Consider the following 24,183-nt stretch of genomic DNA (forward strand, 5'->3'; position numbering starts at 1 on the left):
GCCGGTTAGAGCAGCGGACTCATAATCCGTCGGTCGTGGGTTCGAGCCCCACCCGCCCCACCACGCTCCGTAGTCGGCCTCTGGCCTGGGCAAATAGGTTCGATCTAGCGATCGGCGCCAGTGCCGCGTTTGTGCAGGGGCAGGTCAGCGGGGTGCGGAGCACGGTTCGTACAATGCCGAGGCTTCCTGGGGATCGGGTTCAATGGTCACTTTCAGTGAGATCCGTCGCCTGGGCGGACTGGTCCGATCCCGGACCTCGCCGATCTTCGTAGCTGGCCTACCAAGCCGTCGACCATCAGCGGACGATCGTCGCGGATGGCTGTGCTGGGCGATCTCCACGGCGGCGAATCAAGATATCCCCGGCGTCGGCCACGTTGACACCACGCCCTACCGGCCTCCAGATACGACCACTGTTTTCAGCACGGAACGACGGGCAATTTCCCAGCGGCGAACTGACTCGGCGTCACTCGCATGATGTGGTGGAAATCCGCGATCATATGGGACTGGTCGTAGTAGCCGGCGTCGCTGGCCAGGCGGCCCCACGGCTGGCGACCGGTGCGGTCGAGGACCGCGCGAACCCGGTTGAGGCGTGCGACCTGCTTGGGTGGGAGTCCGACGGTCGCCGCGAAGAGGTTACGCAGCTGCCTCTCGCTGACGCCGAGCTGGTGGGCTACCTCGCTGACCGTTGCCGGCGCACCGCTTTCGCTGGTCGAGAGCTCGACAGCCGCGGCCTGCACCAGGCTGGCCCGCGCATGCCCATCGGGCTCTGCCTCTCTGACGCGCGAGTCCAGCGTTGCGACCAGGAACGCCGCGGCGCGCGCCGGATCGTCGCCGATCCCCGCCAGATCGTCCGCGAGCTGGTCGGCTGAGCTGTCCCAAAGTTCGTGGAGCGGCAGGACTCGGTCGACGACGTCGCACGCCGCGACCCCGAGCACGGTCGGCACGAAGCCGAAATTGATCCGCACCTGAATGCACAGGGGGAGGTCCTTGCTCGGGTGGTAGGCGGCCCGGGTGCGGGGGCCGACGACTCGCAGGGCACCGCAGCCGTCCATTGTCCGCCGCCACACGAGGGTGGTTGCCGGGTCGGGAGCGTGGATCCACGGGTACGGGCCGACGTCGCTGGCGTTGTTCGCGACGATCACCCGCTCGATCCACGGGCGGGCGGTCTCGGACAAGGGCGGTTGTCTGTCCACCATGACCACGGCCCCAGGTTAGTCGTCCAGGACGGGTTCCCCGCGGGCCAACTCCGCACCGGTGTGCCGGAATCTCCTAGAGACCGCGACCCGTCGCCGCCACGATGATTCCATGATCTTGATTACTGGTGCGACCGGCACCGTCGGTGGCGAGGTTCTGCGACTCCTAGCGGTCCGGGGCGCTCGGATTCGGGCGATGACGCGAGAACCGGCCCGTCTCCGTCTTCCTGAGGGCGCGCTGATCGATGTCGTGCAGGCCGACTTCGAACGCGCTGACTCGCTCGCGAGCGCGGTCGCCGGTGTCGACAGCGTCTTCCTGCTGACCGCTCCCGGCGCCGGCGGCTCGGTCGCCGAGCATGACCTGGCCATGATCCAGGCGGCCCGAGCATCCGGCGTCCGGAAGGTGGTCAAGCTGTCCGCCATCGGCGGGAAAGCCGATCACGCCGACAATCTGCCCTCGCCCAGGCACCGTGCCGGCGAACAGGCGCTGGTCGCCAGCGGGCTGACCTGGTCCGCGCTGCGGCCCAGCTCGTTCGCCTCCAACACGCTGTCCTGGGCCGACGCGATTCGAGCCGGCAACCCGGTTCCCAACATGACCGGGACGGGCGCCCAGGGCGTTGTCGATCCCCGCGACGTGGCGGCGGTCGCGGTCGAGGCCCTGCTGACCGACGAGCACGATGGCGCGACCCACACCCTGACCGGCCCCGAACTTCTCAGCGTTCCCGACCAGGTCGCCCAGCTCGCCACCGAGCTCGGACGAACCATCACGACGGTTGACGTGCCTCCCCATGCGGTCCGCCAGCAGCTGGTCCGCGCCGGATTCGATCCATCCGTCGCGGACTCCGCCGTCGACGGCTACCAGCTCGTCCGGGACGGCGGTAACGCAGTCGTCACCGACGATGTCGAACGCATCCTCGGCCACCCGGCCCGCACGTTCCGCGTCTGGGCTCACGACCACCGGACAGCATTCGTCGCCCATGAGAGACACCCGTAAGTTGACCGCGGGGCAGGCCGCGAATCGCCGGCGCAAAGCAGCAAGGGTGGGCGGCCCGTCCGCTACGACGCCGAGTTGTACAAGGAACGGAACACCGTCGAACGACTGATCAGCAAGCTGAAGGCCTGGCGAGGCATCGCCACCCGCTATGACAAGACCCCGGGTAGCTGTCTCGCCGGTCTTCACCTCCGCGCCGCCATGATCTGGATCAAAGAACTCGCCCGGACCATCCGATGATCGCGACCAGATACGCGACCTAGCGCTGCCTGGTCGGGCGGATCACGATCTCGTTGATGTCGACGTCAGCCGGTGCGCCGAGGGCGTAGGCGATGGCGTCGGCGATCACGGAGGCGGGCATCGAATGGCGTCGGTAGTCCCGCATCAGGTCGACGGCGTCCAAGTCCGTGATCGAGTCGGCCAGTTCGGTCTCGACAACTCCGGGCGAGACAGTGGTAACGCGAATCGTCGGGTCACTTTCCAGGCGCAGGCCCTCGGTGATGGCGCGGGCGGCGAACTTCGTCCCGCAGTACACGGCCGCCATGGGCGTGACCTGCAGGCCGCCGACGGACGCGACGGTGACGACGTGCCCCGCGCCCTGCCGGGCGAAGTGCGGCAGGACCGCGTGGATCCCGTACAGCAGTCCGCGGATGTTCACGTTGATCATCTGGTCCCAGTCGTCGACAAGGCCCGCGTCGAGTCGTGACAGGGGCATCACGCCAGCGTTCGCAACAAGCGCGTCGAGGTGGCCATGCTCGGTGGCCACCCGGTCGGCGAGATCGGTGCAGTCGCCGCGTGACGTGACGTCGAGTTTCTCCGCCTGCGCCGAGCCACCGTCCTGCCGGATGTCCGCGACCAGGTCGATGAGCCGGTCCGTGCGGCGCGCCGCCGCGATGACATGCCATCCGTCAGTAGCCAGCCGTCGCGCGGTCGCGGCTCCGATGCCGCTGCTGGCGCCTGTGACGATCACTGTCTTTGGGGTTGCTGTCGTCATGGTCGGTACCTCGCCTCGCTGCTGTTGGTGTGGGTCGGACGAGTTCGACCCTGCCGACCTCGCGAGGCCGTGTTCAGGGCGCAGTCACCCTGGGTACAGCGCACCCACCATCCGGTGCTGTCGGCCGACGTAGCCTCAGTGCATGGCCTCGATGGAGTTCGGCGACTTCCTCCGAGCACGCCGCGCCCAGGTGACCCCGGACCAGGTGGGGTTGCCGACCACCGGCCGCCGACGTGTAGCCGGGCTGCGGCGGGAGGAGGTCGCGGCGCTTGTGGGGCTCAGTGTCGACTACTACATCCGGCTTGAGCAGGGGCGCGAGAGGCACCCGTCGACCCAGGTGCTCTCCTCGATCGCCGACGCGCTGCAGCTTGACCACGACGCCTGTCAGCACCTGTTCCGCATCGCCGGTTTCGCGCCGGGGCTGCGGACCTCGGCGCGCCCCGAGCGCATCGATCCCGACCTGCGGCAGCTGATGGACGGCTGGCTGCACACCCCGACCCTGCTGCTCGGCCGCGCCTACGATGTGCTCGCCCGCAACCGTCTCAGCGCCGCGCTGTGGCGGCCCTTCACCCACTCCGACAACCTGTTGCTCAACGTCTTCCTCGACGACGCGGCCCCGTCGTTCTACAAGGACTGGCGCGCGGCGACGGTCAACACGGTCGCCGGGTTTCGCACCGCTGCCGGGGCCGCGCTCGACGACTCTCGCATCAAGGACATCGTCGCGCATCTGCGGGCGGCGAGCCCGGAGTTCGTCGAGATCTGGGAACGCAATGACGCCCGGGGCAAGGCTGCGGACATCAAGACCTTCATCCATCCCGATGTCGGAGAGTTGACGTTGCGGATGCAGGCCTTCGACGTCCGGTCCGCACCCGGACAGCAACTGGTCGTCTATCACGCTGAGCCCGGCACCTCATCCGCCCGGGCGCTCGACCTCCTGGGCAGCTTGGCGGCGACCGCGGACGCCGTCTCCTGACCCGTGCGAGCCGCGCCAGGCCAGGTACGTGGGACCTGAATCGCCGGGATGATCGGCGGAGCCTTTCTCGATGCCATCCACCTCGCCACCGCCCTTCGGCTGACAGATGCGAACGACGCCCACCTGGATGCGTTCGTCACCTACGACAAGCGGGTACATCGGACACCGGTCGGACCGGAGCTTCCAGAACCGCCAGGTGCGCGGAACATCAGTTTGATCCCGTACTTTGCGCGGGCCGGCTCCCCTACTTCGGTAACGGTCACCGCGCTCGGGTGCCGATGGGACACCGCGTCGTAGCGCCGGCCGGTGGGAGTGCGCTCACTGCGCGGCGTAGGCCGTCCCCACCTCGACGCCGGGCGGACACCTCCGACCGGCCGCCAGCACCGCTCTCGCCGCGCCACGGGATGAGACGTTCGCATAGCGAACGCGCCGGGGCGGCGGTTGGTGCCCCATCGTTACCGCGGAGCCGCACCCCCGCCTCGGTGACGCTGTCCCTATCCTTTGGCGGTGCCGCCACCGCCTGCGTCGACGGGGCCGCGGGGCGCTGTGGCGGGCGTGGCGGCGGGGCGCAGGATGAGGTTCTCGTAGTTGTTGGCGAAGAAGGCTACGAAGGCCAGCGCTTCGGGGATGACACCCATGCTGTTGCTGGTGGCCGTGAGCAACGCGATGGTGTCGATGCCCCGGGTGGCGTACACGGTGAAGGCCCGATGAGGTGGCAGTCCTCGGGCGCGGACGGCGACTTCGTCGACGCCGGGTAGGGCGCGGAGCTGAGCGTCTCCGGTTCCGGAAACGCCCTGCACTGCGACGGGGCGGTTCTCGATGCGCATACCGAGGCCTTGCCGAGTCAGGTTCGTGGTGCTGCCGGGGCTGCTGCGCGCGAGGTAGACCAGGGCCATCGGGGACTGTCCGACGCGGAGGGTATCGATCACTTTCATGGACCTGGTGTCGATCACGTCGACCGCGTCGGAGTACTGCAGCGCCACGTAAATGCGGGTGTTGTCTGGGCTGGGCCAGAGGCCGTGCGGACCGGCGCCGTGGTTGTGGATACGTTTGACCAATGTCGGCGCTCGGCCGGTCGAGCGGCGATAAACCAGAGTCTGGTTCAGTTCGCCGACCGTCAGGTAGGCGTAGTCGACGCCGTCGACGGTGACGAAGTTGGGGTGGTTGGTCCGCGGGCCGGTGTCCAGGACGGCCTCGACCCGGTAGGTCTGCGTGTTGACGACAGTGGTGGTCTTGCCGTTGTTGGGCATGCCCAGCCAGATCTCCTTGCCATCGGGGGAGATCGCCTCGTCGGAGGAGCCACCGGCATTGGTCGGAATGGCGACGTGCTGGATAATTCTGTGGCTGGCTACGTCAATCACATCGAAGGCGTCGGCACGCAGGTGGTTGACGTAGGCTAGTCGGCCGTCCGGGCTGAAGACCACCTTGGAGGGGCCGTCTTCGGAGTGGATGCGGTCGATGACCTGGTTGTTGCGCCAGTCGACGACTGCGACGGTGTCCTGGCCTCGCTCGGCTACCCACAACTGGTTTCCGTCCGGGGAGAAGAAGCCCTCGTGTGGGGCGCGGCCGAGGTAGATGGTGTGCAGCACCTGGTTGGTCGCGGTGTCGATGACGTGCACGGCGTTGGTGGTTACGTCGATGACGTCGAGGTAGCGGCCGTCGCGCGAGAACCCGAGACCGTGGACGCCGATCTGCCCGTCATACATCGCGCCGAGGACGTCCGCGTCCGTGTCCATGCGCGGTTTTCCCAGGGGGATCGTGCCCAGCACCGTGTCGGTCTTCGGGTCGATGACTGTCACGGTGTTGGAGTCCTGGTCGGCGGTATAGACCCGGTCGTCCGGTGAGATTGGCTGTGCGCCGGGGAGTGCCGGAGCCTGTGTTATCGCCTGCGCCGCCGGCCGGTGGACACCGCCGGTCGGTGGCCGAAGACCGCTGGCGGCCGGACCAACAGTCATGGCGGCCGCGATGACCGCTGCTGTTCGCGTGACCGCGCCGGCGCTGGCTGGCCCCCGGGAACCTCGGAACAACGGCACAACAACTCCTCGAGAAAGGTCATCCAAGCCGCCTACGACCAAGGTCCGACGGGAAAGCGACTAATGGTCTACGACCCAGGAATTCGGATGGACTTCCCTACCCGGTTAGTCGACACAAGGCTTGCCCTCGTTTGGGAACGTTTGCCTATCCTGACGCTGCCACTCCTAAGTGTGGCCTGCAAGGAAGGACCCGTCTACCGCAACGGGGATCGCGCCCGACCCCTTCGTCGGTCTCGTCTGGCGAGCAGTTCACGGACCCGAACAGAAACGTAAACCCGACCACCATGCTCGCGATCACCGTCACCAGGCGCGTGGAAGCATCGGAAACCGCCAGGTTTGCGGACAGTGATTCCAGGGCCTTGAATCAAGGTCAGGCAGGCCCTCGGGTTCCGAAAGAGCGGGTCGGCGGGTCGGGCGGACGGTTCGAGCCCCTCCTGGCTCCGAAGAAGTCGGCTCTGTCGGGTAACCGTTGGTGCCGGCGGCAATGCGAGCCGAGGGATAGCGACCAGCTGTTCGTGCGGCCAGCTCCGACGGGGCTGGACTGGTGGGTACGTATCGCCCACGATCTACGGCAACCGCCGCCACGAAATGGTCCGGGCAGACCGTAGCTGCCGGAAGCCTCCTCGCGGAGGCGTTCGCGGCTCAGGCGGTGTCGTCGCGTTGGGTGGCGGGGCTGCCCGCCTGTTCCCACCGCGCGATCAATGTCGCCAGCGCCGCGACTGCCTGTTGGCGCTGCTTCGACCTGCTCACCGCGCGACGGCGGGCGCTGACCTGATACCCGGATGATGTCTGGCGCTACGTCCTGGCCGCCGGCTGGCTCCGTGTCAGTCAGGACGAACCGTTGATTGGCCGCACTGGTGGCCGCGGCGACGATCCCGGGTCGCGGAGCCCTACGGCTGGTCGGTGCCCGGCGCGCGGCCGTAGTCGGAAGCGACCGGCTCTGCCATCTCGACGAACACGCAGGGCTCGTCGCCCAACACCCAGGCGTCGTGGCCGGGCGGGCAGACCACCACGTCGCCGGGGCCGATGTCCGCGCCAGTACCGTCAGCCATCTCGAGGTGCATCCGGCCCGAGGTTACGTAGCCGAAGTGGTCGAACTCGCACAGATCGGTCCCCGCGATCGGCCTCACCGACTCTGACCACCGCCAGCCGGGCTCGAACACCGCCCGGTCAAGCTTGTGGCCGTCGACGGCGAGGACGTCGATGTGACCGTGGGGGAAATCGCGCCGTTCGTCGGACCTGTCGAGGTTGCGAACCGTGATCGTCGTCATGGTGGCCTCCGTCGTCGTGCTCGGTCGTCTCCGCTTCCGGGTCAGGGCCGAGCTGCCCACGAGGACGGTCGACCGCGGCCACGTGAGCGCCCCGATCCCATTTCTCACGGTAGCGAATTAGCGACTCTTCGCAAGTCGGGCTTGTGTGCGCGGTGCCGCAAGGCGCCTTGCGGCACCGGCTGACGGCTGGCTCAAAGCCCGGCTCCGGCCGATGCACGGCCTGAAACACCTCCGCTCCGTCCAGGCTGTCGGCGTCGGGTACGCCCTCCTCCAGAACACTGGAGGGCATCGGAGGGCATCAGAGGGCATCGGGGGGCGGCGGTGAACCTTGAAGGCCGGGAGTGGTCAGCTCCGTAGGTAGGTCAGGACAGCGAGCACCCGGCGGTGGCCGTCCTGTCGTGGGCAGGTCGGGTTTCACGAAGATGTTGCCGATGTGCTTGGCGACCGCGACGAACCATCCGACCTGCATAAATAGGCTCGATATATCGATGTGAACGGCTCGCGCGGGGACAGACGGATAGGTCTCCTGGTGGCGTTGGCGGTTCGAGTCCATGTGGCTCCGAAGCTGTCGACTACGGTCGGTGACGCCTCAGTTGTCAGTTGTCAGTTGTCGACGGTCACGAAGTTCCTCACGTGCTGGCCTGCGTGCGGCGGGCGTAGGCACGTGCCGCACGGGCACGGTCTCCACAGCGCACCGAGCACCAGTGGCGGCGGGCATGGGTGCGCAGCAGGTAGCGCTGGCAGGGAACCGAGTCGCAGGCGGCGAGCCGTTCGGCGTCGGGGCCGGTGAGCAGGTCGGCGGCGTCGGCGGCGAGGACCGCGAGGGCGTGGTCGACGATCCGGTCGGCGGGAGGCGCCTGGACCCGGTGCAGGCCCTGCGCAGGGTCCCAGCGCAGCAGCGCGGCCGTGGGAGCGCAGGTCAGTGCGTCGTTGACAGCACGCAGGGCCCCGTCCGGCGCGGGGAGGGCGCCGATCCGGGACGCGAGCAGCGCTCGCACCTGATCCCGCAGGGCACGCAGCCGGACCGCGGACACCTCGTCCAGCTTGATGTCGGTCGGCGCGAGGTCACGTTCGACCAGCCACTGCGTCGCCGCCTCGGGCGAGCCGAGCAGCTCCAGGTACTGGCCGCCCGGCAGGGCGAGCGCGGTGTTGGCGAAGTCGAGCGCGCGGTACTGCTCCGCGCCCGGTGCGGGCGGTGGGGCGGAGCGGGCGGGCTCGCTGGTCGCGATCTCCTTCACGGTTCTCATGTTAGGCCTTGCATTTATCCATGAGACCAGGCTAGCTTCGCTTCACGGAAAACCTTCTCTCCATCCGTGAGGACATGATGACCGGTACGCACACCGAACAGATCCCCGTCAGCGTCTTCGGCGGTCCGACCGCCCTCATCGAATACGGCGGGCTGCGGTTCCTGACCGACCCCTCCTTCGACGCCCCCGGCGAGTATCCCCGGGGCAACGGCCCCGTCCTCACCAAGACCGCGCCCGCCGCCGTCGACCCCGCCGAACTCGCCCCGGTCGATGTGGTCCTGCTCTCCCACGACGAGCACCCCGACAACCTCGACCACTCCGGCCGTGCACTACTGGCCGACATCCCGCTGGTCCTGACCACACGCGGCGGCGGGGACCGCCTGGGCGGCACCGCCCGGGGTCTGGCCCCCTGGGACACTGTCGAACTGCCCCGCCCCGACGGTGGCACCCTGACAGTGACCGCCACCCCCGCCCGGCACGGACCCGAGGGCTGCGAACCTGTCACCGGCGAGGTGATCGGATTCGTCCTGACCGCCCCCGACCTGCCCACCCTCTACGTCAGCGGCGACAACGCCTCACTGGGCATCGTCCAGCAGGTTGCCGACCGCTTCGCTCCCGTGGACACCGCCGTCCTGTTCGCCGGCGCCGCCCGCACCGCTCTGTTCGACGGCGCCCTGCTCACCCTCGACAGCGCCCAGGCCGCCGAGGCCGCCACCATCCTCGCGGCCCGCCGCGTGGTCCCCGTCCACTTCAACAGTTGGGGCCACTTCACCGAGGGCCGCACCCACCTGGTCGACGCCTTCACGGCGGCCGGGCTACTGGACCGCCTGGAGCTGGCTGCGGCCTGAATCGGGCATCGTCCGAGGTCGAGGCCCGTGTGACGACGGGGCGGACGGTGATTTCAGGTTTCGTCCATGAGATGCACCGGGCCGCGGCCACGACCGGCCGAGATCGGCCAGGTGGTCGCGGGCTTTTCGCCTGTCACTGACGTGATAGAGGAGCCCGATTGATGCCGACACGATCCAGAACCGCCAGGAGTCCGACGCTCAGCGCTGGCATGGTCGCGGACGTCCCGATGCGCCGGAGCGGCAGGCAGGTCGGCACATCGTCTCCAGGGAGTTCTCTCATGTCTTGAGCTGTGGATTCGCACGCAGATTGAACAGACCGGTAGCCTCCCACCCATCCGCTCGATGGCTGGATTCAGACCTCTTCACCCGTATCGGGTTAATTTTTCGCTCCTGATCGAGTTGCCGGCCCGGGTCACGGATGGGACGGTAGAGGGGGCAATTCCGAGAGGGGTTGAATATGAGATTTCCGGCTACTGTCCAGCGCATGAATATCCAGTTCTCGGCGTCTTCCGCGTCATGATCTCTATCTTCCCGCAGCGCGGATCCACCCCTTCCTCGGTGTCGCTGAATGGGGTGCGTCTCGCGAGGAGAACCTGATCACGGCGGTGCGGCTGCGAAGCTCGGAAGGATGGGTAATCGTGCTTTCCTGGATGGTTCGCCGGCCGCGGCGGCGTGCGGGAGCGCCGGCGTCCTGCTCCCGGCGGGTGGCGGCTTCAGCGGCGTTGGTGAGCTTCGCCGCGGCGGTCGCTGTCGTATTCGCCCGGCTGATCGACCGGCCGATTGCCTTGCCGGTTTCGGTCGCCGCTGTGACGATCGCGTTGGTAGCGGGCTGGACGGCGCTGGTCGGACGGGGGCTGCGCCGCCTGAGCGCGGCTGTCGTGGCGGCCTTCGCACTCGGCGGCCTGATCGCCTTCGCGGGGGTGGTCGGCCTGACCACCGTGCTGGTCACCGCGTGCCTGCTCGTCACGTCGGGAACCGCGGCGCGCGGCGCCTTCGGACGACACCGACCAAAGGGGCTCATGGTTGGAGCCGCCCGGCGCGGCGTCCTGCTGGTGAACCCGCGCTCCGGTGGTGGCGCCGCCGACCGCCACAACCTCGCTCAGGAGGCCGCCCGGCGCGGGATCGCGGTCGTCACCCTCACGCAACGCGCTGATCTGCGTTCTCTCGCCGAGGACGCCGCCGACCGCGGAGCCGACGTGGTGGGCATGGCGGGCGGCGATGGTTCGCAGGCACTGGTCGCGGACGTGGCGCGGCGGCGAGGGATGGCGTTCGTCTGCGTCCCAGCCGGTACTCGTAACCACTTCGCCCTTGACCTTGGCCTCGACCGGAAGGATGTGGTGGGGGCGCTCGACGCGTTCGACCTCGCTGTCGAGCAGCGCGTTGACCTCGGTCAGCTCGGTAACCGCGTGTTCGTCAACAACGTCTCGTTGGGCGTCTACGCCGAAATCGTGCAGTCCGACAGCTACCGTGACGCCAAGATGGGAACGGCGGCCGCGATGCTGCCCGACCTGCTGGGCGTGGACCGCGCTCCGCCGGATCTTCGCTTCACCGGCCCGGACGGTCGCGCCGGATCGACCGCGGACGTCCTGCTCGTGTCCAACAACGCCTACCAGCTGCACAGCCTTGGCGGTTTCGGTACCCGGCCCCGGCTCGACAGCGGCCGGCTTGGCGTGGCGGCGTTGCGCGTCGATCGCGCCCGCGACCTACCCACCCTCGTCGCGCTCGAGTCCATGGGTGCCATCAGCCAGTTCCGCGGTTTCCACCAGTGGACCAGCCCCACCATGCGCATCGACTCCGCACGACCGGTCAGCGTCGGCGTGGACGGGGAGGCACTGCGCCTGCCGCCGCCACTGGATCTCCGCTTGCTTCCGGCGGCTGTGCGCATTCGGATTCCACTGCACGCGCCCGGGGTCCCGGCCGCGCGGCCGGGTGTCTGGGGGATGTTTCCCGCGCTGATCCGCATCGCCGTCGGCCGGTCGCCGGCATGAACCGTGCCCGTGCGTATCGGCGTGGGTGTCAGGTGGCCGGCGGCCCCACGACGCCGTCGGAAGGCCTGCCATCGGGGCTCCCGGGACCGGGTCGGGTGGTGCCGGCGGCGGCAAGGACAGCCAGCGCAGCCAGGGTGATCACAATTATCGCGAGGATGAGGGCGACCGATGACGGGGTCGGAGAGTTCCACAGCACCAGGGCCAGCGCCCCGGCCCCGATGACGATCCCGCTGGTGAGGCGGCGATGCCTGGCCAACCAGCGGCCCGCGCCGCCGGTGCGCACACCCACCCGGGCCGCGGCCCGACCGACGGCTCCGGTGGCGTGGGCGGCGCCGGAGCGGATGGCCTGGGCGCCGCGTCCCGGCCCGTAGAGATATCCAGCGACCACGATGATGACGGCTGTGGTCAGCCAGGTAAGCGCGCTGTCTCGCAGGAAACGGACGAGAGTGTCGTAGATGGCCGCTGCCGCGTCCCGCGGCTGGGTGTCGGACGAGACGGAGTCCAGATAGATCTGGCGCATGACCGCCAGTCCCACGAGCAGCACGATCATCGTCACGCCGATTCCGATGCCCGTGGCCATGAGCCCGGCGCGGTGCGAGGGCGCCAGCCACACGCCCAGCGCGGCGAGTGCCACAACGGCGACCGGCAGCCAGAGGCCGAGGATGGCGAGTAGACGCAAGGCGTCCTGGGCCCTGGTCAGTTTGTCCGTTTGCAGCAGCACGATCTGCCGGTCGACGTCGGGAATCTTGCCGGCCTTCTCGAAGCCGGCGTCGGCCAGCCGCTTCTGCACACTGTCGACGACCGGGCCGATGTCCAACACGATCGTGTTGTCCTTGGCCTGCACGGCGCTGCTGCCCTCGCCGGTGAGAACCTTCATCACGGCGGCATGTGCCCGACGGTTCGCGTTCTCCCATACCAGGGGGAACTGGTCACTGGTGACCACCCCCTGAACCACCTGATGTACCGCGCTGGTCAGGGCGGTCTTCAGCGCGCCGGCCAGTGCGTCGGCGTGGTCCACGACAACGGGGGGAACGTCGTTGCGCGCGAGGACGCCGTCGAGTGACGCGGCGACCTGATCGACGTTGACGTTACTGACGACCCGGTCGGTCAGCCGGTCGATCACCATGTTCTGCACCGCGGGGTCGGTGGCGAGCGGGGCGACGGTGTCCCCGTACCGGTCCGAGTCGGAGATCGTCGTGTCCGCCCAGGTGGCAACCACGCCGAGCGGCGCCAGCACGGCGGCCAGCAGGAGCAGCAGGGACGCCCCGACAGTCCGTAGCCGGTCGTGCCGCACCGCTGCCGCGCTGCGCAGCCGCTCGTACTCCGCCCGCTCCCCGACGGACAGGGGACGCTTGTCGTTCGAATGCGCCGGGCCGTCGGTGCCGCCGCCAGCACTGGCAACCATGGCGCAGTCCCTCCTGCATTCTGCCTGGCGAGGCCGCCATCATGGTCTCGCGGCCGCGTCCTTCCCCGCGAGGAGTAGCCGAAAACCCTTCGAGGAGTAGCCGAAAAATGTCGGGGGACGAGACCGGAATGTGGTGCCGAGAAACTCCGGAAAAATATCGAAATCCGCTTCCTTCACCTCGATCCGTTGACGTCGCATGTTTGCGGGCCGCCGGTCTCGGGCAGCCAATACGAGGAAAATATCCTTGAAATGAAAGTGGTCAAACTAAGGGGAGAGTAATGACGACACAGGCTCCTGAGCGGACACTCGGCGCGATCGCGCACGGCGACGCACCGGTCTTCGAAGAGATCGTGCAGATGCACCTGGACACGCTTGAGCGGTCGGGCCTGGACGAGCGCACCTACCATCTCGTGCGCCTGGCGGCGCTCGTCGCCGTGGACTCGGCGCCCGCCTCCTATCTGATGCACCTCACCGCCGCCCAGGAGGCAGGCCTCACCGCCGCCGATGCGCAGGGCGTGACCACCGCCATCGCACCGATCGTCGGAAGTGCCCGGGTCGTGTCGGCCGCGGGGAACGTCCTGCGCGCGCTCGGACTGGACGAGATCCTGAACGAGAACCCGGAGTAACGGGAATGGTGTGAGGTAGAGCATGACAGCGGTCGTCAGCCCACCGCCGGTCGCGGCCGATTCGCGGCCGCGGCTGTCCGCGAGGTCCGAACAGCCCACGCCGACCGAACGCGCGGCCTGGGGAAAGAGCGCGAGGATCCTCGCCCCGCGCCGGATGCACGGCGAGTATGCGCCGGCGTCGGGCCGGGCCGATCCGGTCGACGTGATCGAACGGCAGTCGGAGACTCGGCTGCCCGAGCTCGTCCCGCTGCGCTACCAGCGCATGCTGGAGTCACCGTTCCGGTTCTTTCGCGGTGCTGCCGTGATCATGGCGGCGGATCTTGTCGGCACACCGGTCTCGGGGATCGACGTCCAGCTCTGCGGCGACGCGCACATGCTCAACTTCCGCCTGCTCGCCTCCCCCGAGCGCCACCTGGTGTTCGACATCAACGACTTCGACGAGACACTTCCCGGCCCGTGGGAATGGGACGTGAAACGGCTGGCCGCGAGCCTGGTCATCGCCGGCCGCGGCAACGGGTTCGCGCCGGCGCGGCGCCGGGCGGCCGTCACCGCGGCGATCGGTGCGTACCGGGCCTGGATGCGCCGGTTCGCGACCATGACCAACCTCGACGTCTGGTACACCCACGTCGACGTGGATCAGCTGCTGGCCCAGCTCGGGGACGTGCTGGGCCGGCGGTACACCAGGCGCCTGTCCCGCGTGGCCACCACTGCCCGGTCCCGCGACCGGCTGCGGGCATTCGCCCGCCTGACCGAGGTGGCAGACGGCGAGCCGCGTTTCGTCTCCGACCCGCCGCTGCTCGTCCCGGTCCGCGAACTGCTCCGTGGAGCAGAGCATGACCTGCTGACAGGTCAGCTCACCACCGTCATCGACGAGTACGGCGCCACCCTGTCGGACGACCGGCGTTCGCTGCTCGCCCAGTACCGGCTCGTCGACGTCGCGCGCAAGGTCGTCGGCGTCGGCAGCGTGGGCACCCGCTGCTGGGTGGCGCTGCTGCTCGGCCGCGACCGCGACGACCCGCTGCTGCTGCAGGTCAAGGAGGCGCAGGCGTCGGTCCTGGCGGATCACCTGCCCGTCAGCCGGTACGGCAACCAGGGGGAGCGGGTCGTCGCCGGGCAACGTCTGATGCAGGCCGTCGGGGACATCTTCCTCGGCTGGCAGCGGGTGGACGGCATCGACGGGCGGCGCCGCGACTTCTACGTCCGCCAGCTACAGGACTGGAAGGGCATCGCGCTCCCCGAACGCATGGATCCCGACGGCCTCGCCCTGTTCGCCCGGCTGTGCGGAGCGACCCTCGCCCGGGCCCACGCCCGCTCGGGTGACCGCGTCGCGATCGCGGCCTACCTCGGCGCCGGAGACGCCTTCGACCGGGCGATCGCCCGGTTCGCCGAGGCCTACGCCGACCAGAACGAACGCGATTACGAGGCGCTCGCCGAGGCTGTGCGGTCCGGACGGATCAGCACGGCAGGCTGACGAGCGGGGGTGGGGACCGTCGAGGTCGACGGTCCCCGGCTCGGCCCGGCGGGATGCGCTGACCCTCACTTTGAGTGATGCTGTGGGTGTGGGTCGGCAGTGGGGACCGGCCGGCGGCCGGGGTCGCCACGAGCAGTCGGGAGCGCGCCTTCCCGACGTCCGGAGGCGGACTCTGAAATCACGCGGTGGGTTTCGGGACAGATGGCGCGGGTCCTCGGCGGAGGACCTGGCCCGCCAGTTGCGGGAGAACGATCTGATCAACGGTGCGATGACCCTCGCCGCGCTCATCCTGATGCTGTTCTTCCCGTTCATCATCACGCTGGCGGCGGTGTCCCCGCTGCGTCCCGGCGGTGCGGCCGAGGTCATCGTCCGGCGGATGGGGCTGAACCACGACGCCGCGATGGCCGTCGAGCGTCTCTTCACCCCCGACGGCGGCGGCGGCGGATCCGCGCAGTCCGGTTGGACGGTCCTCGGCGTGGTCTGGCTTACCCTGGGCGGACTGAGCCTGGCCGGGGCGGTGCAGTCGGTATACCTGCGGGTCTTCCGGATTCCGGCGTTCGGCCTGCGCGGTGTGCCGGCTCAGGTGGTCTGGCTCGCCGGACTGATCGTCTTTCTCGCCGGCACCACCGCCACCGGGGCAGTGCTCACCGGCACGATAGTCGGCCAGGTATGCCAGGGTCTGATCGTCGTCGCGGCGATGGGACTGCTGTTCTGGATCGGTACCCGGATTCTCGTCCGCGGCCGGCTGGGCTGGCGGGAAATCCTGCCCGCAGCCGTGTTCACCACGATCGGCCTGACCGGTCTCGGGGTGGTGAGCCGGCTTCTGTTCTCGGCTTCCATCGTTGAGAACGAGCGTAACTACGGCGAAATCGGAGTCGTTTTCACGCTTCTTTCATGGCTGATCGGAATCGGGGTCGTTCTCACCGGAGGGGCGACCGTCGGCGGTTGGTACAACGAGCAGGGCCTGTCCGTCCTCCGCGCATTCAGGCGACGCGCGAGTTCCTCGTCCGAGTGAACGACCGTGGCCACCCAGGGGCACGCACCTGAAATGTGCGTCGATCCACCCCGACGCCGGGGACAGCTTCTTCCCCACTCCCCACCAGGACCGTGAAATGTGTGGTGACGCACAGTTCGGGTAAGTCTCTCAACGAGACATCGCCGGTATCCGATGGCGACCTGCACAAGGGGGCTTCATCATGGATTATCCGCTTCTTTCGGCCTTCTGGACAATGCTGCTGTTCTTCGGGCTTATCCTGTGGCTGTACCTGCTCTTCGTCGTCATATCAGACATCTTTCACAGTCGTGACCTCTCCGGCTGGGGGAAGGCCGGATGGTTGACCGCCGTTATCATCCTCCCGCTTCTGGGTGTTCTGGTGTACACCATATTCCGTGGCGATTCGATGAGTGAGCGGGCAGTTGCGGACCGACAGCGGAAGCAGGCCTTGTACCAGGCGTTCCAGCCGTCCGCGGTGCAGTCTCAGGGGGTTGCCGATGAAATGGCGAAGCTGGTCGACCTCCGGCGGAACGGTGAGATCAGCGAGGAGGATTTCCAGCGGGCGAAGTCCCGCGTTCTGACCTGAACCCCGAAGTGAGATCAGTCAGTCGTGCGGGCTGACATCGGGCCGGCCGCCATCGGGCGTGTCGGCTCTGGGGGTGGTCCGGGAGAGCTTGACGGCGGCGACCAGGCCGAGGACGCCGATGACGGCGAGTGTGGCCATCGCGGTGGCGTAGGCGTTCGTGGTCAGGCCGGCGACGAGGATGGTTCCGGCGATGGCGGTGCCGAAGGAGGAGCCGAGGTTCGAGATACTGCGGGAGAGGCCGGAGATCTCGCCCTGGCGTTGTTCGGAGAAGGAGGACTGGACGACGTTGACCGAGGGGGTGAGCATCACGCCGAGGCCGAGACCGATCAGCAACAGCCCGGGAACGAACGCCCACGGGCTGCGTGATCCGGCGACCAGGCCGATCAGGAGAGCGATTCCGGCGACGGTCACGGCGAACCCGGCCGTGATCAGAGTGCCCTGGGAGCGGCGTTTCGCGAGCCGCTCGGCGGCAAGCGACGAGGCGAGCAGACCGACAGTGGCCGCGGTGAAGATGAGGCCGGTCTTGACGGCGTCGTAGCCGCGTACCACCTGGAGGTACGCGGCGACGGTGAAGGACGAGCCCATGAGCAGCAACCACTGAATGTTCTGGGTGACCAGGCCGAGGTTCGAGCTTCGGTTGCGGAACAGACTGGTGGACAGCAGCGGCTCCCGGCCGGCTCGCTCCTCGACGCGTACCCAGTGCAGGAATCCGGCCAGCACGAGCATGCCGGCGGCCAGGAGGGCGGCCGTGAGGGCCAGGCTGTTGTCGGCGGCGAGGATGCCCATGACGATCAGGGTGAGGCCGCCTGCGGACAGGACCGCACCGGGGATGTCGAAGTGACGGTGCGGGTCCGGCGGGAGCGGGTCGGGGACGGACCGGCTCAGCGCGATGATGAGCGCAATGACCAGGGCCTGGAAGGCGAAGGCCGCGCGCCAGCTGATCGCGGAGGTGATCAGGCCGCCGATGAGTGGGCCCGCCGCCGCCCCAAGCCCGCCAGCAGCCATGATCATCCCGAAGGCGTGGGCGCGGGCGGTGAGGTCGGTGAACAGCAACGTGGTGAGGATGTAGACCGGGGGGATCAGCAGGGCGGTACCGACGCCTTCCAGGATCGAGTTGCCGACGAGCAGTACACCCACGCCCGGCGCGACGGCGCTGAGCACGGCCCCCGTCCCATACACCGCGAGCCCGATGAGAAAGCAGCGTTTGCGGCCGAGCCGGTCGGTCAGCTTGCCGCCGGGGATCATCAACGCGGCCATGACCAGGAGGAAGACCGTGATGACGACCTGAACGGCCTGGACGGTCGTGTCGAGGTCGCGACTGATGTCGTTGATCATCACGTTCATGTTCGACCCGGCGAAGCTGCAGATGAACTGCGCGAGCGCGAGCGGTGCCAGGACTCGTCGGTCGGCGCCGGCCGACCGTGGCGGGGTGCGGGGACCTGCGTCGGGCGTCTGCTCGGTCATGATCGCCGCGTGCCTCGCTTCCCGTCGCGCCGCCGGCGGTCAGCGGGCCAGGTACTCGGCGCGGTCGAGCTCCTCGTCGAGGGCGATGGCGGCGTCGATGAGCGCGAGGTGCGTGAAGGCCTGGGGGAAATTACCGAGCTGTTCACCGGACGGTCCGATCTCCTCGGCGAACAGGCCGACGTGGTTGGCGTAGGTGAGCATCTTGTCGAAGGCGTAGCGGGCCTGGTCGAGGCGGCCGGCGCGGGCGAGGGCCTGCACATAGAGGAAGCTGCAGAGGTTGAAGGTGCCCTCGGAGCCCCGCAGGCCGTCGGGGGACGCGGCGGGGTTGTAGCGGTAGACGAGACTGTCACTGACGAGTTCGTCGTTCATCGCGTCGAGCGTGCTCAGCCAGTCGGGGTCGTTCGGGGCGAGGAAACCGACGCGGGGCATGAGCAGCAGGGAGGCGTCGACGACGTCGGTGTCGTAGTGCTGGACGAAGGCACGGCGCTTGTCGTTCCAGCCGCGGTCGATGATCTGCCGGAAGACGGTGTCGCGAGCCGTCTGCCAGCGGGTGAGGTCGGCGGGACGGGAATAGGCGGTCGCGAGCCCGATGGCCCGGTCAAAGGCGACCCAGGTCATGAGGCGGCTGTAGGTGAAGTTCTGCCGGCCGCCGCGAGTTTCCCAGATACCTTCGTCCGGGCGGTCCCAGTGGTCGGTGAGCCAGTCGATGACGGCGGTGAAGGCGTTCCAGCCGCGGACTCCGCCGATGTCTCTCGCCTCGGCGAGGGCATAGGCGGCCTCGCCGTAGATGTCGAGCTGAATCTGGTCAGCGGCGGCGTTGCCGGCTCTGACCGGTGCGGAGCGGCGGTAGCCCTCCAGATGATCGAGGATCTCCTCGGTCAGGTGGGGTTCCCCGTCGACGCGGTACATGATCTGAAGCGGTTCGCCGGACGCGGTCCAGCCCGCGTCGAGGCGCTCGCGTAGCCAGCGACGGTAGGCGTTCGCGTCGTCGGTGAAGCCCAGAGTGGTCAGGGCGTGGACCGCCAGGGAGGCGTCGCGGATCCAGGTGTAGCGGTAGTCCCAGTTGCGTTCGCCGCCGATCTGCTCGGGCAGACCCATCGTGGCGGCGGCGATGGGAGCGCCGGTAGGAGCGTAGGTGAGCAGTTTCAGGGTGATCGCCGAGCGGGTGACCATCTCCTGCCACCGGCCTCGGTAGCGGGATGCACGCAGCCAGGTCAGCCAGAAGGCGCGGCAGGCGTCGAACGCGGCGGTGACTGTCTCCACAGTGGGTGGCGGACCGCCGAGGCGTCCGCCGCGGGCGGCGGCGTCACCGCTGTCGCTGGTGAGAACAACCGCGGCCAGCTCGCCGGCGTCGAGGGTGAAGCGGGCGGAGACGTCGTGGCCGTCCGGATGGAGCGCGATCGGGGCGGTCGCCTGCACGTGCAGATCCGTGTCAGGACCGTGGAACACCACCGATCCGTCGTCGAGATGGCGCAACGTGTGGGACGCGCGACCATAGTCGAACCGTGGCCGACACAGCAGCTCGAAGGGCAGACTGCCGCGAACCACCCGGGCGACCCGGATCAGCCGATGCCGCGCCGACGGGGTGGACGAGGGGTCGGGCTCCATGAAGTCGAGCACCTCGCCCACCCCGCCCGGGGCCATGAACCGGGTGACGAGTACGGCGGTATCGGTCAGGTAAAGTTGGCGGACGCCGGCCTCGCCGGCCTCACCGAGGTCAGCGGCCAAGCGGCAGTAACCGCCACGATCGTTGTCAAGCAACGAGGCGAAGACACTCGGCGAGTCGAACCGCGGGGTGCACCACCAGTCCAGGGTCCCGTCGGCGGCGACCAGCGCTGCGGTCTGCAGGTCGCCGACGAGACCGTGATCCGCGATCGGTGGGTAGTCGTTCATGGTGGTTCCTTCCGCCGTCGTCGCAGACCATGAGCATGCCGGCGGCCCGAGCCCACGGCATGCCCCAGCCCTGGTCGCCGGCGACGCGCGAGGCCGGCGACGTGGGCCGGCAGCACTCCGGAGCACGACCGCGGAAACCCTCGTTGCGTCGTCGAGTGAAGTGCATGGTTATGGGTGTCCAGTCCAGAAGGACCCTCCCGCAATGTTGAGCTCGTAGCTGTCGAGCTTTCCCCTGCTGCCGGCAGGCCCGACAGCCCTCAACGTCCATCCTCCGTCCCGCGGACCATCGCCGCACCTTCACTGCAGGTGACAGGGACGGCCGCCGCGACAACCGAACGCAGCCCGTCGCGTCGTGAGAAAGACGGCACCACCGAGAAACTGGGGCAGCTTCACTCTTCTTACCCGGGCGGCTGCGGACGGAAGGGGCGCTGGTGTGGGGTGTCGGTGACGACGAGTGCCGTGGATGGGGGTATCTCCCGCCACACCCCGGGTAGCTCGCTCAGCGGTTCTGACAGGACTGCGCGGGCATCGGCGGGTATGCGCCGCAAGCGTTCGTGCTCGGGGTAGAGCATCCGGATTGCGTCGACGCTCTCGCTCATGTACAAAGTGTTGACCACCGGCCCGCTGGCGTATCTGGCCGCGAACAGTGTTTCACCGTCGGCCAGCCCGACCGTCATCTGCAAGGGCTCGGCAATACCCGCGGCGGTTCCGGCACTCTCGACGAAACCGGCCATTCGTTCCAACCCCCCAACGGGGTCTTCCTCCAGCCCGAACGTCAGGGCAAGATGGAACATCACCTCGGAATCCGTGGAGCCTTTTATGTTACTGAACAGGTCAGGACGTACGGCCATCAGCAGGTCGCGGCGAAGCAAGTCGAAGCTGTCGATGTATCCGTTGTGCACGAAAAGCCATTTCTGGTAGCGGAACGGATGGCAGTTCGTCTTCTGTACCGGTGTTCCGGTACCCGCCCGCACGTGCGCGAGGAACATCGGAGAGTAGATCTCGTCGGCCAGTTCCCGAAAGTTCTCATCGCCCCACGCGGGTGAGTCGCTGTGGAAGATGGCCGGGGTCTCGCGCCGGCTATACCAGCCCAGACCGGTCCCGTCGCCGTTCGGTTCGAGCAGGTCCGGCCCATGTCTGACGCTCTGGGCGATCAGTGATCTTTCAGGCTCGTACAACAACGTGCGTGGGACGATCGGCTCGCCCCGGTACCCCATCCACCTGCACATGTCACCCTCCAGTCTGCTATGGCAAGGGTGCCCACGCGGCGTCGAGACAACCGCCGCTTTTACAGCCAGTACAGATGTTGAATGGTCAGGGTCTGGCTACGGGGATTCTGGATCGAGAGCCGGACCGGTTCAGCCGAGGAAGCAGGCGATGATGTCGGGTCGGTACTGAATACGTTTGCGCAGAGTCTTGATCGTCTTGCGGCCCTGCTCGACCGCCTACACGATGGTCACGAAGTTGTCGTCGGAAAGGATAATCCGGCATCTCGGCCTCGGTCCAGGACCGTCGTACCCTGGCCGTCGCCTCAGGATGTCTTGGGCATCAAGCCCCAGCGACCGCAGGTGTGGCACAGCCGTTGTCGAGGTTTCCCGGCCGTCTGCCCTTTCCTCCGGTCACCTGGGCGAGCCTATGTGAGGCAGGAGCACAGCATTGGACTCCGCGGTCGCGGTCGTGGCGGTGACGCTGATGGTCTACGCGCTGGTGGAGCGGCGCCTGCGGCAGACGCCGATCAGCGGCGCGCTGGTGTTCACCGCGGCCGGCCTGCTGGCCAGCGAACAGGCCGCGGGACTGATCGCCTCGTCCGTCGGTGAGCACGGCGTCGCCGCCGTCCTGGAACTGACCCTCGTAATCGTGCTGTTCACCGACGCCATGGGGGCCGGCCTAGGCCCTTGGGTGGCGGAGGCGCCACTGCCCGGCCGGCTGCTGGGAATTGGGTTCCCGTTGACCATCGCCGTCGGTTGGGTGTTGGCGTCGGCGCTGTTCCCCGGCCTCGGCTTGTGGGAAGCGGCGCTGCTGGCGGCCATACTGGCGCCCACTGACTCGGCACTTGGGCTGCCAGTCATCAACAACCAGCGGGTTCCTCCTCTGATCCGGCATGCACTGAATGTCGAAGGCGGCCTCAACGATGGCCTGGCCCTTCCGTTCGTGACCATCTTCCTGGCCCTGGCACAGGAAGAAGAAAAAACCGCCGGCCGCGGACATGCCGTGTCAGTGTTTCTGCGCGCCCTGGTGGCCTCCGGCGCCATCGGGGTGGCGCTGGGCGCCGGTGGTGCCCTGGCCCTACGGTGGTCGATGAGTAGGGGCTGGTCCAGCCGTCCGTGGCAGTCGGTCGCGCTGTTGGCCACGGCGACGCTGGCATACACGCTGGCGGACCTGATCGACGGCAGCGGCTTCATCGCAGCATGGGCCGCCGGCCTCGTGGCCGGCGTGATCGCGCGCGAGAGCTTGTCCGCGGCGCAACAGATGCCGCAAGATGTCGCCCAGCTCGGCGTCTCCGTGAGCTTTGTGCTGTTCGGCGCCCTGTTCCTGGCACCAGCCCTTGCACACGCGACCTGGACGGCGCTCACCTACGGGCTGCTCAGCCTGACTGTCATCCGGATGATCCCGGTCGCCGCCTCGTTGTGTGGATCAAAGGTCGCACCCCAGACCGTGGCGTATGTCGGCTGGTTCGGGCCACGCGGGCTGGCGTCGATCGTCTTCGCGGACCTGGTCGCCACCAGTGGTCTGCCCGAACAGCACCAGATCGTCCCGGTGGTGATGCTGACTGTTGGTATGAGCGTGGTTCTGCACGGCGTCACCGCGCCGTGGGGCGCTCGGCGCTACGGACGCTGGTACGCGGCCGCGGCGGCGCGCCACCCTGAGATCCGCGAAGCTGCCCAGGCACCGCCGCCAACCCGCCTCGCCCGTCTGTCCAAGGGGTCGAGGATATGATCACGGAGACCAACCTGACAACGATGGCTGCTCCTGGAGGTCGTCGGGTAGGAGGTCGGAGGCGGTGATGGTGCGGTCGCCGGCGGGAGAGCGCAGCTTCCCAGGCTGGGGATGGTCAGCCACTTTTTATGATCATGTGGGGTTCGGGCTCGTGGTGTGGGCTGCCGAGTCGGGCGTGGGTGTCGGTGCGTAGCTGGGTGGCGAGGCTGTGAGCGGTGGTTGCGCCGATGTGTGGGCGTTTGCGGAGGGTGTCGGACGATTCACTCGTCATCAGCACCTACGGGGCCGAGTACCGGGGCGTCATCCTCCGACACCGAAGCCGAAGGACGGACACGACGTCGACGCATCACCCGATCATGACCGATCAGCGGCAGCCGCGATGGCGGACTTCGCCGATGCAACAGTGCCGCCTTTCGCTAGGAGCTCGATGCGGCCTCGTCGAAACGCGTGCCCTGATCGACGAGCAGGGCACGCGCGGGAGCGCGCTCGGCCATGACGCGGGCGAGCTCGGTCCGGTTCCGGACACCCAGCTTGCGGTAAATGCTGGCAGCATGCTTCTTGATGCTCGCGCGGCTGAGATGCATCTGCGCGGCGATCTCCAGGTTCGTGGCACCCATCGTGAGGAAGGCCATGACCTGAAGCTCGCGGTCGGTGAGCCCGAGCTCCTTGCCGTGGCGGTGACTGTTGACGGTTATCCGCTCGTCGAACGCCACAGCACGGACGATCTTCGCCACTTCGGCAGCGCCCATGTCCGGATTGAGGGCGCCGACGGCGCCGAGTCTGCGGACGGCGATCTCGGTAGACAGCCCGCAGTGCGAGCTGAGCACGACCCGGATGCCCGGGTCGACCTGGCGTAGCGCGTCGACGTGCGGCGCGACGAACGTGGACAGCTCAAGCACGACGACCGCCGGCCGACTCGCCCGCACGTGTGCCAAGGCCTGCTGGAGGTCGCTGGCGGTGAGGCACCGCTCGACCCACGACTCCCTCGAGAGCACGAGGGCCAGGCCGAGCCGTGGAGCGGTCTCCTCGCAGAAGATAAGCAGCCTGATCTGCTCCGGAGCGTCCGAGCCCGCTTCTGAAACGTCAGGCGGGAGCACGACAGCCGCCACGGACGCGGACGCGGAGGTCACGACCTCGGTAGCCACCTGGCTATAGTAGCCAGAAATCTAGGGACGATGCCGGGTTCCGTGCCGTTGAGTAGTGCACATGCTGCCGTCAAATTCGAGCTGGCCAGGCCCGCGCCGCTCCGGTGCTCCGTATCCCATCCAG

The 24,183-nt window shown here is 68.2% G+C and carries 20 protein-coding genes and 2 pseudogenes; 11 read left to right on the forward strand and 11 right to left on the reverse strand.

Features of this window, described 5'->3' with window-relative positions; translation table 11 throughout:
* Positions 1-416: 416 nt before the first annotated feature.
* Positions 417-1,175 (reverse strand): helix-turn-helix domain-containing protein, encoded by a 759-nt coding sequence (locus NBZ83_RS02695; protein WP_261574254.1) that lies wholly within the window; start codon positions 1,173-1,175, stop codon positions 417-419.
* Positions 1,176-1,305: 130 nt separating this feature from the next.
* Here NBZ83_RS02695 and NBZ83_RS02700 point away from each other — a divergent pair, with 130 nt between their 5' ends.
* Both NBZ83_RS02700 and NBZ83_RS02705 read left to right on the forward strand, forming a co-directional pair.
* On the forward strand, positions 1,306-2,187 hold the full coding sequence (locus NBZ83_RS02700; protein WP_261564734.1) for an NAD(P)H-binding protein: 882 nt from the start codon (positions 1,306-1,308) through the stop codon (positions 2,185-2,187).
* A 13-nt stretch (positions 2,188-2,200) separates the two neighbouring features.
* A pseudogene (locus NBZ83_RS02705) lies at positions 2,201-2,424 on the forward strand (IS5/IS1182 family transposase); the annotation flags it as partial.
* A 19-nt stretch (positions 2,425-2,443) separates the two neighbouring features.
* Here the strand turns inward: NBZ83_RS02705 and NBZ83_RS02710 are convergent.
* Positions 2,444-3,178, reverse strand: coding sequence for an SDR family oxidoreductase (locus NBZ83_RS02710; RefSeq protein WP_261564732.1), 735 nt, complete (start codon positions 3,176-3,178; stop codon positions 2,444-2,446).
* Between the two features lie 142 nt (positions 3,179-3,320).
* On the opposite strand from NBZ83_RS02710, the gene NBZ83_RS02715 reads away from it, so the two are divergent.
* A complete protein-coding gene (locus NBZ83_RS02715) occupies positions 3,321-4,151 on the forward strand; it encodes a helix-turn-helix domain-containing protein (protein ID WP_261574255.1) in 831 nt (276 codons plus the stop codon).
* Positions 4,152-4,645: 494 nt separating this feature from the next.
* Here the strand turns inward: NBZ83_RS02715 and NBZ83_RS02720 are convergent, their stop codons facing one another.
* Positions 4,646-6,106, reverse strand: coding sequence for a beta-propeller fold lactonase family protein (locus NBZ83_RS02720; RefSeq protein WP_261564730.1), 1,461 nt, complete (start codon positions 6,104-6,106; stop codon positions 4,646-4,648).
* 865 nt (positions 6,107-6,971) lie between these two features.
* Here NBZ83_RS02720 and NBZ83_RS34220 point away from each other — a divergent pair.
* Positions 6,972-7,061, forward strand: a pseudogene (locus NBZ83_RS34220) (hypothetical protein); the annotation flags it as partial.
* A gap of 13 nt (positions 7,062-7,074) precedes the next feature.
* On the opposite strand, the gene NBZ83_RS02725 reads toward NBZ83_RS34220, so the two are convergent.
* Together NBZ83_RS02725 and NBZ83_RS02735 are read right to left on the reverse strand one after the other, a co-directional pair.
* Positions 7,075-7,455 carry a cupin domain-containing protein gene (locus NBZ83_RS02725; protein ID WP_261564729.1) on the reverse strand — a complete coding sequence of 127 codons (381 nt, stop codon included), beginning with the start codon at positions 7,453-7,455 and terminating at the stop codon, positions 7,075-7,077.
* A 629-nt stretch (positions 7,456-8,084) separates the two neighbouring features.
* Positions 8,085-8,702, reverse strand: a complete 618-nt coding sequence (locus NBZ83_RS02735) for an ABATE domain-containing protein (RefSeq protein WP_261564727.1) — start codon at positions 8,700-8,702, stop codon at positions 8,085-8,087.
* A 77-nt stretch (positions 8,703-8,779) separates the two neighbouring features.
* Between NBZ83_RS02735 and NBZ83_RS02740 the strand changes: the two genes are divergently transcribed.
* Positions 8,780-9,550, forward strand: coding sequence for an MBL fold metallo-hydrolase (locus NBZ83_RS02740; protein ID WP_261564726.1), 771 nt, complete (start codon positions 8,780-8,782; stop codon positions 9,548-9,550).
* Positions 9,551-10,188: 638 nt separating this feature from the next.
* A complete protein-coding gene (locus NBZ83_RS02745; protein WP_261564725.1) occupies positions 10,189-11,538 on the forward strand; it encodes a diacylglycerol/lipid kinase family protein in 1,350 nt (449 codons plus the stop codon).
* 28 nt (positions 11,539-11,566) lie between these two features.
* Here NBZ83_RS02745 and NBZ83_RS02750 read toward each other — a convergent pair whose 3' ends face one another.
* Positions 11,567-12,943 carry a hypothetical protein gene (locus tag NBZ83_RS02750; RefSeq protein ID WP_261564724.1) on the reverse strand — a complete coding sequence of 459 codons (1,377 nt, stop codon included), beginning with the start codon at positions 12,941-12,943 and terminating at the stop codon, positions 11,567-11,569.
* A gap of 278 nt (positions 12,944-13,221) precedes the next feature.
* Here NBZ83_RS02750 and NBZ83_RS02755 point away from each other — a divergent pair, with 278 nt between their 5' ends.
* The 4 genes from NBZ83_RS02755 (at position 13,222) to NBZ83_RS02770 (ending at position 16,620) form a co-directional block, all read left to right on the forward strand.
* Positions 13,222-13,569 carry a carboxymuconolactone decarboxylase family protein gene (locus tag NBZ83_RS02755; RefSeq protein WP_261564722.1) on the forward strand — a complete coding sequence of 116 codons (348 nt, stop codon included), beginning with the start codon at positions 13,222-13,224 and terminating at the stop codon, positions 13,567-13,569.
* 22 nt (positions 13,570-13,591) lie between these two features.
* Positions 13,592-15,040 carry a DUF2252 domain-containing protein gene (locus NBZ83_RS02760; protein WP_261564721.1) on the forward strand — a complete coding sequence of 483 codons (1,449 nt, stop codon included), beginning with the start codon at positions 13,592-13,594 and terminating at the stop codon, positions 15,038-15,040.
* A gap of 238 nt (positions 15,041-15,278) precedes the next feature.
* On the forward strand, positions 15,279-16,055 hold the full coding sequence (locus NBZ83_RS02765; protein WP_261574256.1) for a ribonuclease BN: 777 nt from the start codon (positions 15,279-15,281) through the stop codon (positions 16,053-16,055).
* Between the two features lie 181 nt (positions 16,056-16,236).
* Positions 16,237-16,620, forward strand: a complete 384-nt coding sequence (locus tag NBZ83_RS02770; protein WP_261564718.1) for an SHOCT domain-containing protein — start codon at positions 16,237-16,239, stop codon at positions 16,618-16,620.
* An 18-nt stretch (positions 16,621-16,638) separates the two neighbouring features.
* Here NBZ83_RS02770 and NBZ83_RS02775 read toward each other — a convergent pair whose 3' ends face one another.
* The 3 genes from NBZ83_RS02775 to NBZ83_RS02785 all read right to left on the reverse strand — a co-directional run bounded on the left by NBZ83_RS02775 (position 16,639) and on the right by NBZ83_RS02785 (position 21,194).
* Positions 16,639-18,084, reverse strand: a complete 1,446-nt coding sequence (locus NBZ83_RS02775) for an MFS transporter (protein WP_261574257.1) — start codon at positions 18,082-18,084, stop codon at positions 16,639-16,641.
* A gap of 39 nt (positions 18,085-18,123) precedes the next feature.
* Entirely contained in the window at positions 18,124-19,977 is a 1,854-nt protein-coding gene (locus NBZ83_RS02780) for a glycoside hydrolase family 15 protein (protein WP_261564716.1), read from the reverse strand.
* 398 nt (positions 19,978-20,375) lie between these two features.
* Positions 20,376-21,194 (reverse strand): class II glutamine amidotransferase, encoded by an 819-nt coding sequence (locus NBZ83_RS02785; protein WP_261574258.1) that lies wholly within the window; start codon positions 21,192-21,194, stop codon positions 20,376-20,378.
* A gap of 439 nt (positions 21,195-21,633) precedes the next feature.
* Between NBZ83_RS02785 and NBZ83_RS02790 the strand changes: the two genes are divergently transcribed.
* The gene (locus tag NBZ83_RS02790) at positions 21,634-22,914 is read left to right on the forward strand and encodes a cation:proton antiporter domain-containing protein (RefSeq protein ID WP_261574259.1); all 1,281 of its coding nucleotides are present in this window, start codon (positions 21,634-21,636) and stop codon (positions 22,912-22,914) included.
* A gap of 115 nt (positions 22,915-23,029) precedes the next feature.
* Here NBZ83_RS02790 and NBZ83_RS02795 read toward each other — a convergent pair whose 3' ends face one another.
* Both NBZ83_RS02795 and NBZ83_RS33220 read right to left on the reverse strand, forming a co-directional pair.
* Positions 23,030-23,185, reverse strand: coding sequence for a hypothetical protein (locus NBZ83_RS02795; RefSeq protein WP_261564712.1), 156 nt, complete (start codon positions 23,183-23,185; stop codon positions 23,030-23,032).
* A gap of 145 nt (positions 23,186-23,330) precedes the next feature.
* Positions 23,331-24,059 carry a response regulator transcription factor gene (locus NBZ83_RS33220; protein WP_261574260.1) on the reverse strand — a complete coding sequence of 243 codons (729 nt, stop codon included), beginning with the start codon at positions 24,057-24,059 and terminating at the stop codon, positions 23,331-23,333.
* Positions 24,060-24,183 lie beyond the last annotated feature (124 nt).

The organism is Frankia gtarii, from assembly GCF_025403375.1.
GTDB lineage: Bacteria > Actinomycetota > Actinomycetes > Frankiales > Frankiaceae > Frankia > Frankia gtarii.

Bases quoted from the DNA above. Each gene is read 5' to 3' on its own strand.
- NBZ83_RS02750 (WP_261564724.1), bottom strand. From the start codon at position 12,943: ATGGTTGCCAGTGCTGGCGGCGGCACCGACGGCCCGGCGCATTCGAAC.
- NBZ83_RS02715 (WP_261574255.1), top strand. From the start codon at position 3,321: ATGGCCTCGATGGAGTTCGGCGACTTCCTCCGAGCACGCCGCGCCCAG.
- NBZ83_RS02710 (WP_261564732.1), bottom strand. From the start codon at position 3,178: ATGACGACAGCAACCCCAAAGACAGTGATCGTCACAGGCGCCAGCAGC.
- NBZ83_RS02700 (WP_261564734.1), top strand. From the start codon at position 1,306: ATGATCTTGATTACTGGTGCGACCGGCACCGTCGGTGGCGAGGTTCTG.
- NBZ83_RS02735 (WP_261564727.1), bottom strand. From the start codon at position 8,702: ATGAGAACCGTGAAGGAGATCGCGACCAGCGAGCCCGCCCGCTCCGCC.
- NBZ83_RS02760 (WP_261564721.1), top strand. From the start codon at position 13,592: ATGACAGCGGTCGTCAGCCCACCGCCGGTCGCGGCCGATTCGCGGCCG.
- NBZ83_RS02785 (WP_261574258.1), bottom strand. From the start codon at position 21,194: ATGGGGTACCGGGGCGAGCCGATCGTCCCACGCACGTTGTTGTACGAG.
- NBZ83_RS02720 (WP_261564730.1), bottom strand. From the start codon at position 6,106: ATGACTGTTGGTCCGGCCGCCAGCGGTCTTCGGCCACCGACCGGCGGT.
- NBZ83_RS02770 (WP_261564718.1), top strand. From the start codon at position 16,237: ATGGATTATCCGCTTCTTTCGGCCTTCTGGACAATGCTGCTGTTCTTC.
- NBZ83_RS02755 (WP_261564722.1), top strand. From the start codon at position 13,222: ATGACGACACAGGCTCCTGAGCGGACACTCGGCGCGATCGCGCACGGC.
- NBZ83_RS02775 (WP_261574257.1), bottom strand. From the start codon at position 18,084: ATGACCGAGCAGACGCCCGACGCAGGTCCCCGCACCCCGCCACGGTCG.
- NBZ83_RS02740 (WP_261564726.1), top strand. From the start codon at position 8,780: ATGACCGGTACGCACACCGAACAGATCCCCGTCAGCGTCTTCGGCGGT.
- NBZ83_RS02795 (WP_261564712.1), bottom strand. From the start codon at position 23,185: ATGACGAGTGAATCGTCCGACACCCTCCGCAAACGCCCACACATCGGC.
- NBZ83_RS02725 (WP_261564729.1), bottom strand. From the start codon at position 7,455: ATGACGACGATCACGGTTCGCAACCTCGACAGGTCCGACGAACGGCGC.
- NBZ83_RS02780 (WP_261564716.1), bottom strand. From the start codon at position 19,977: ATGAACGACTACCCACCGATCGCGGATCACGGTCTCGTCGGCGACCTG.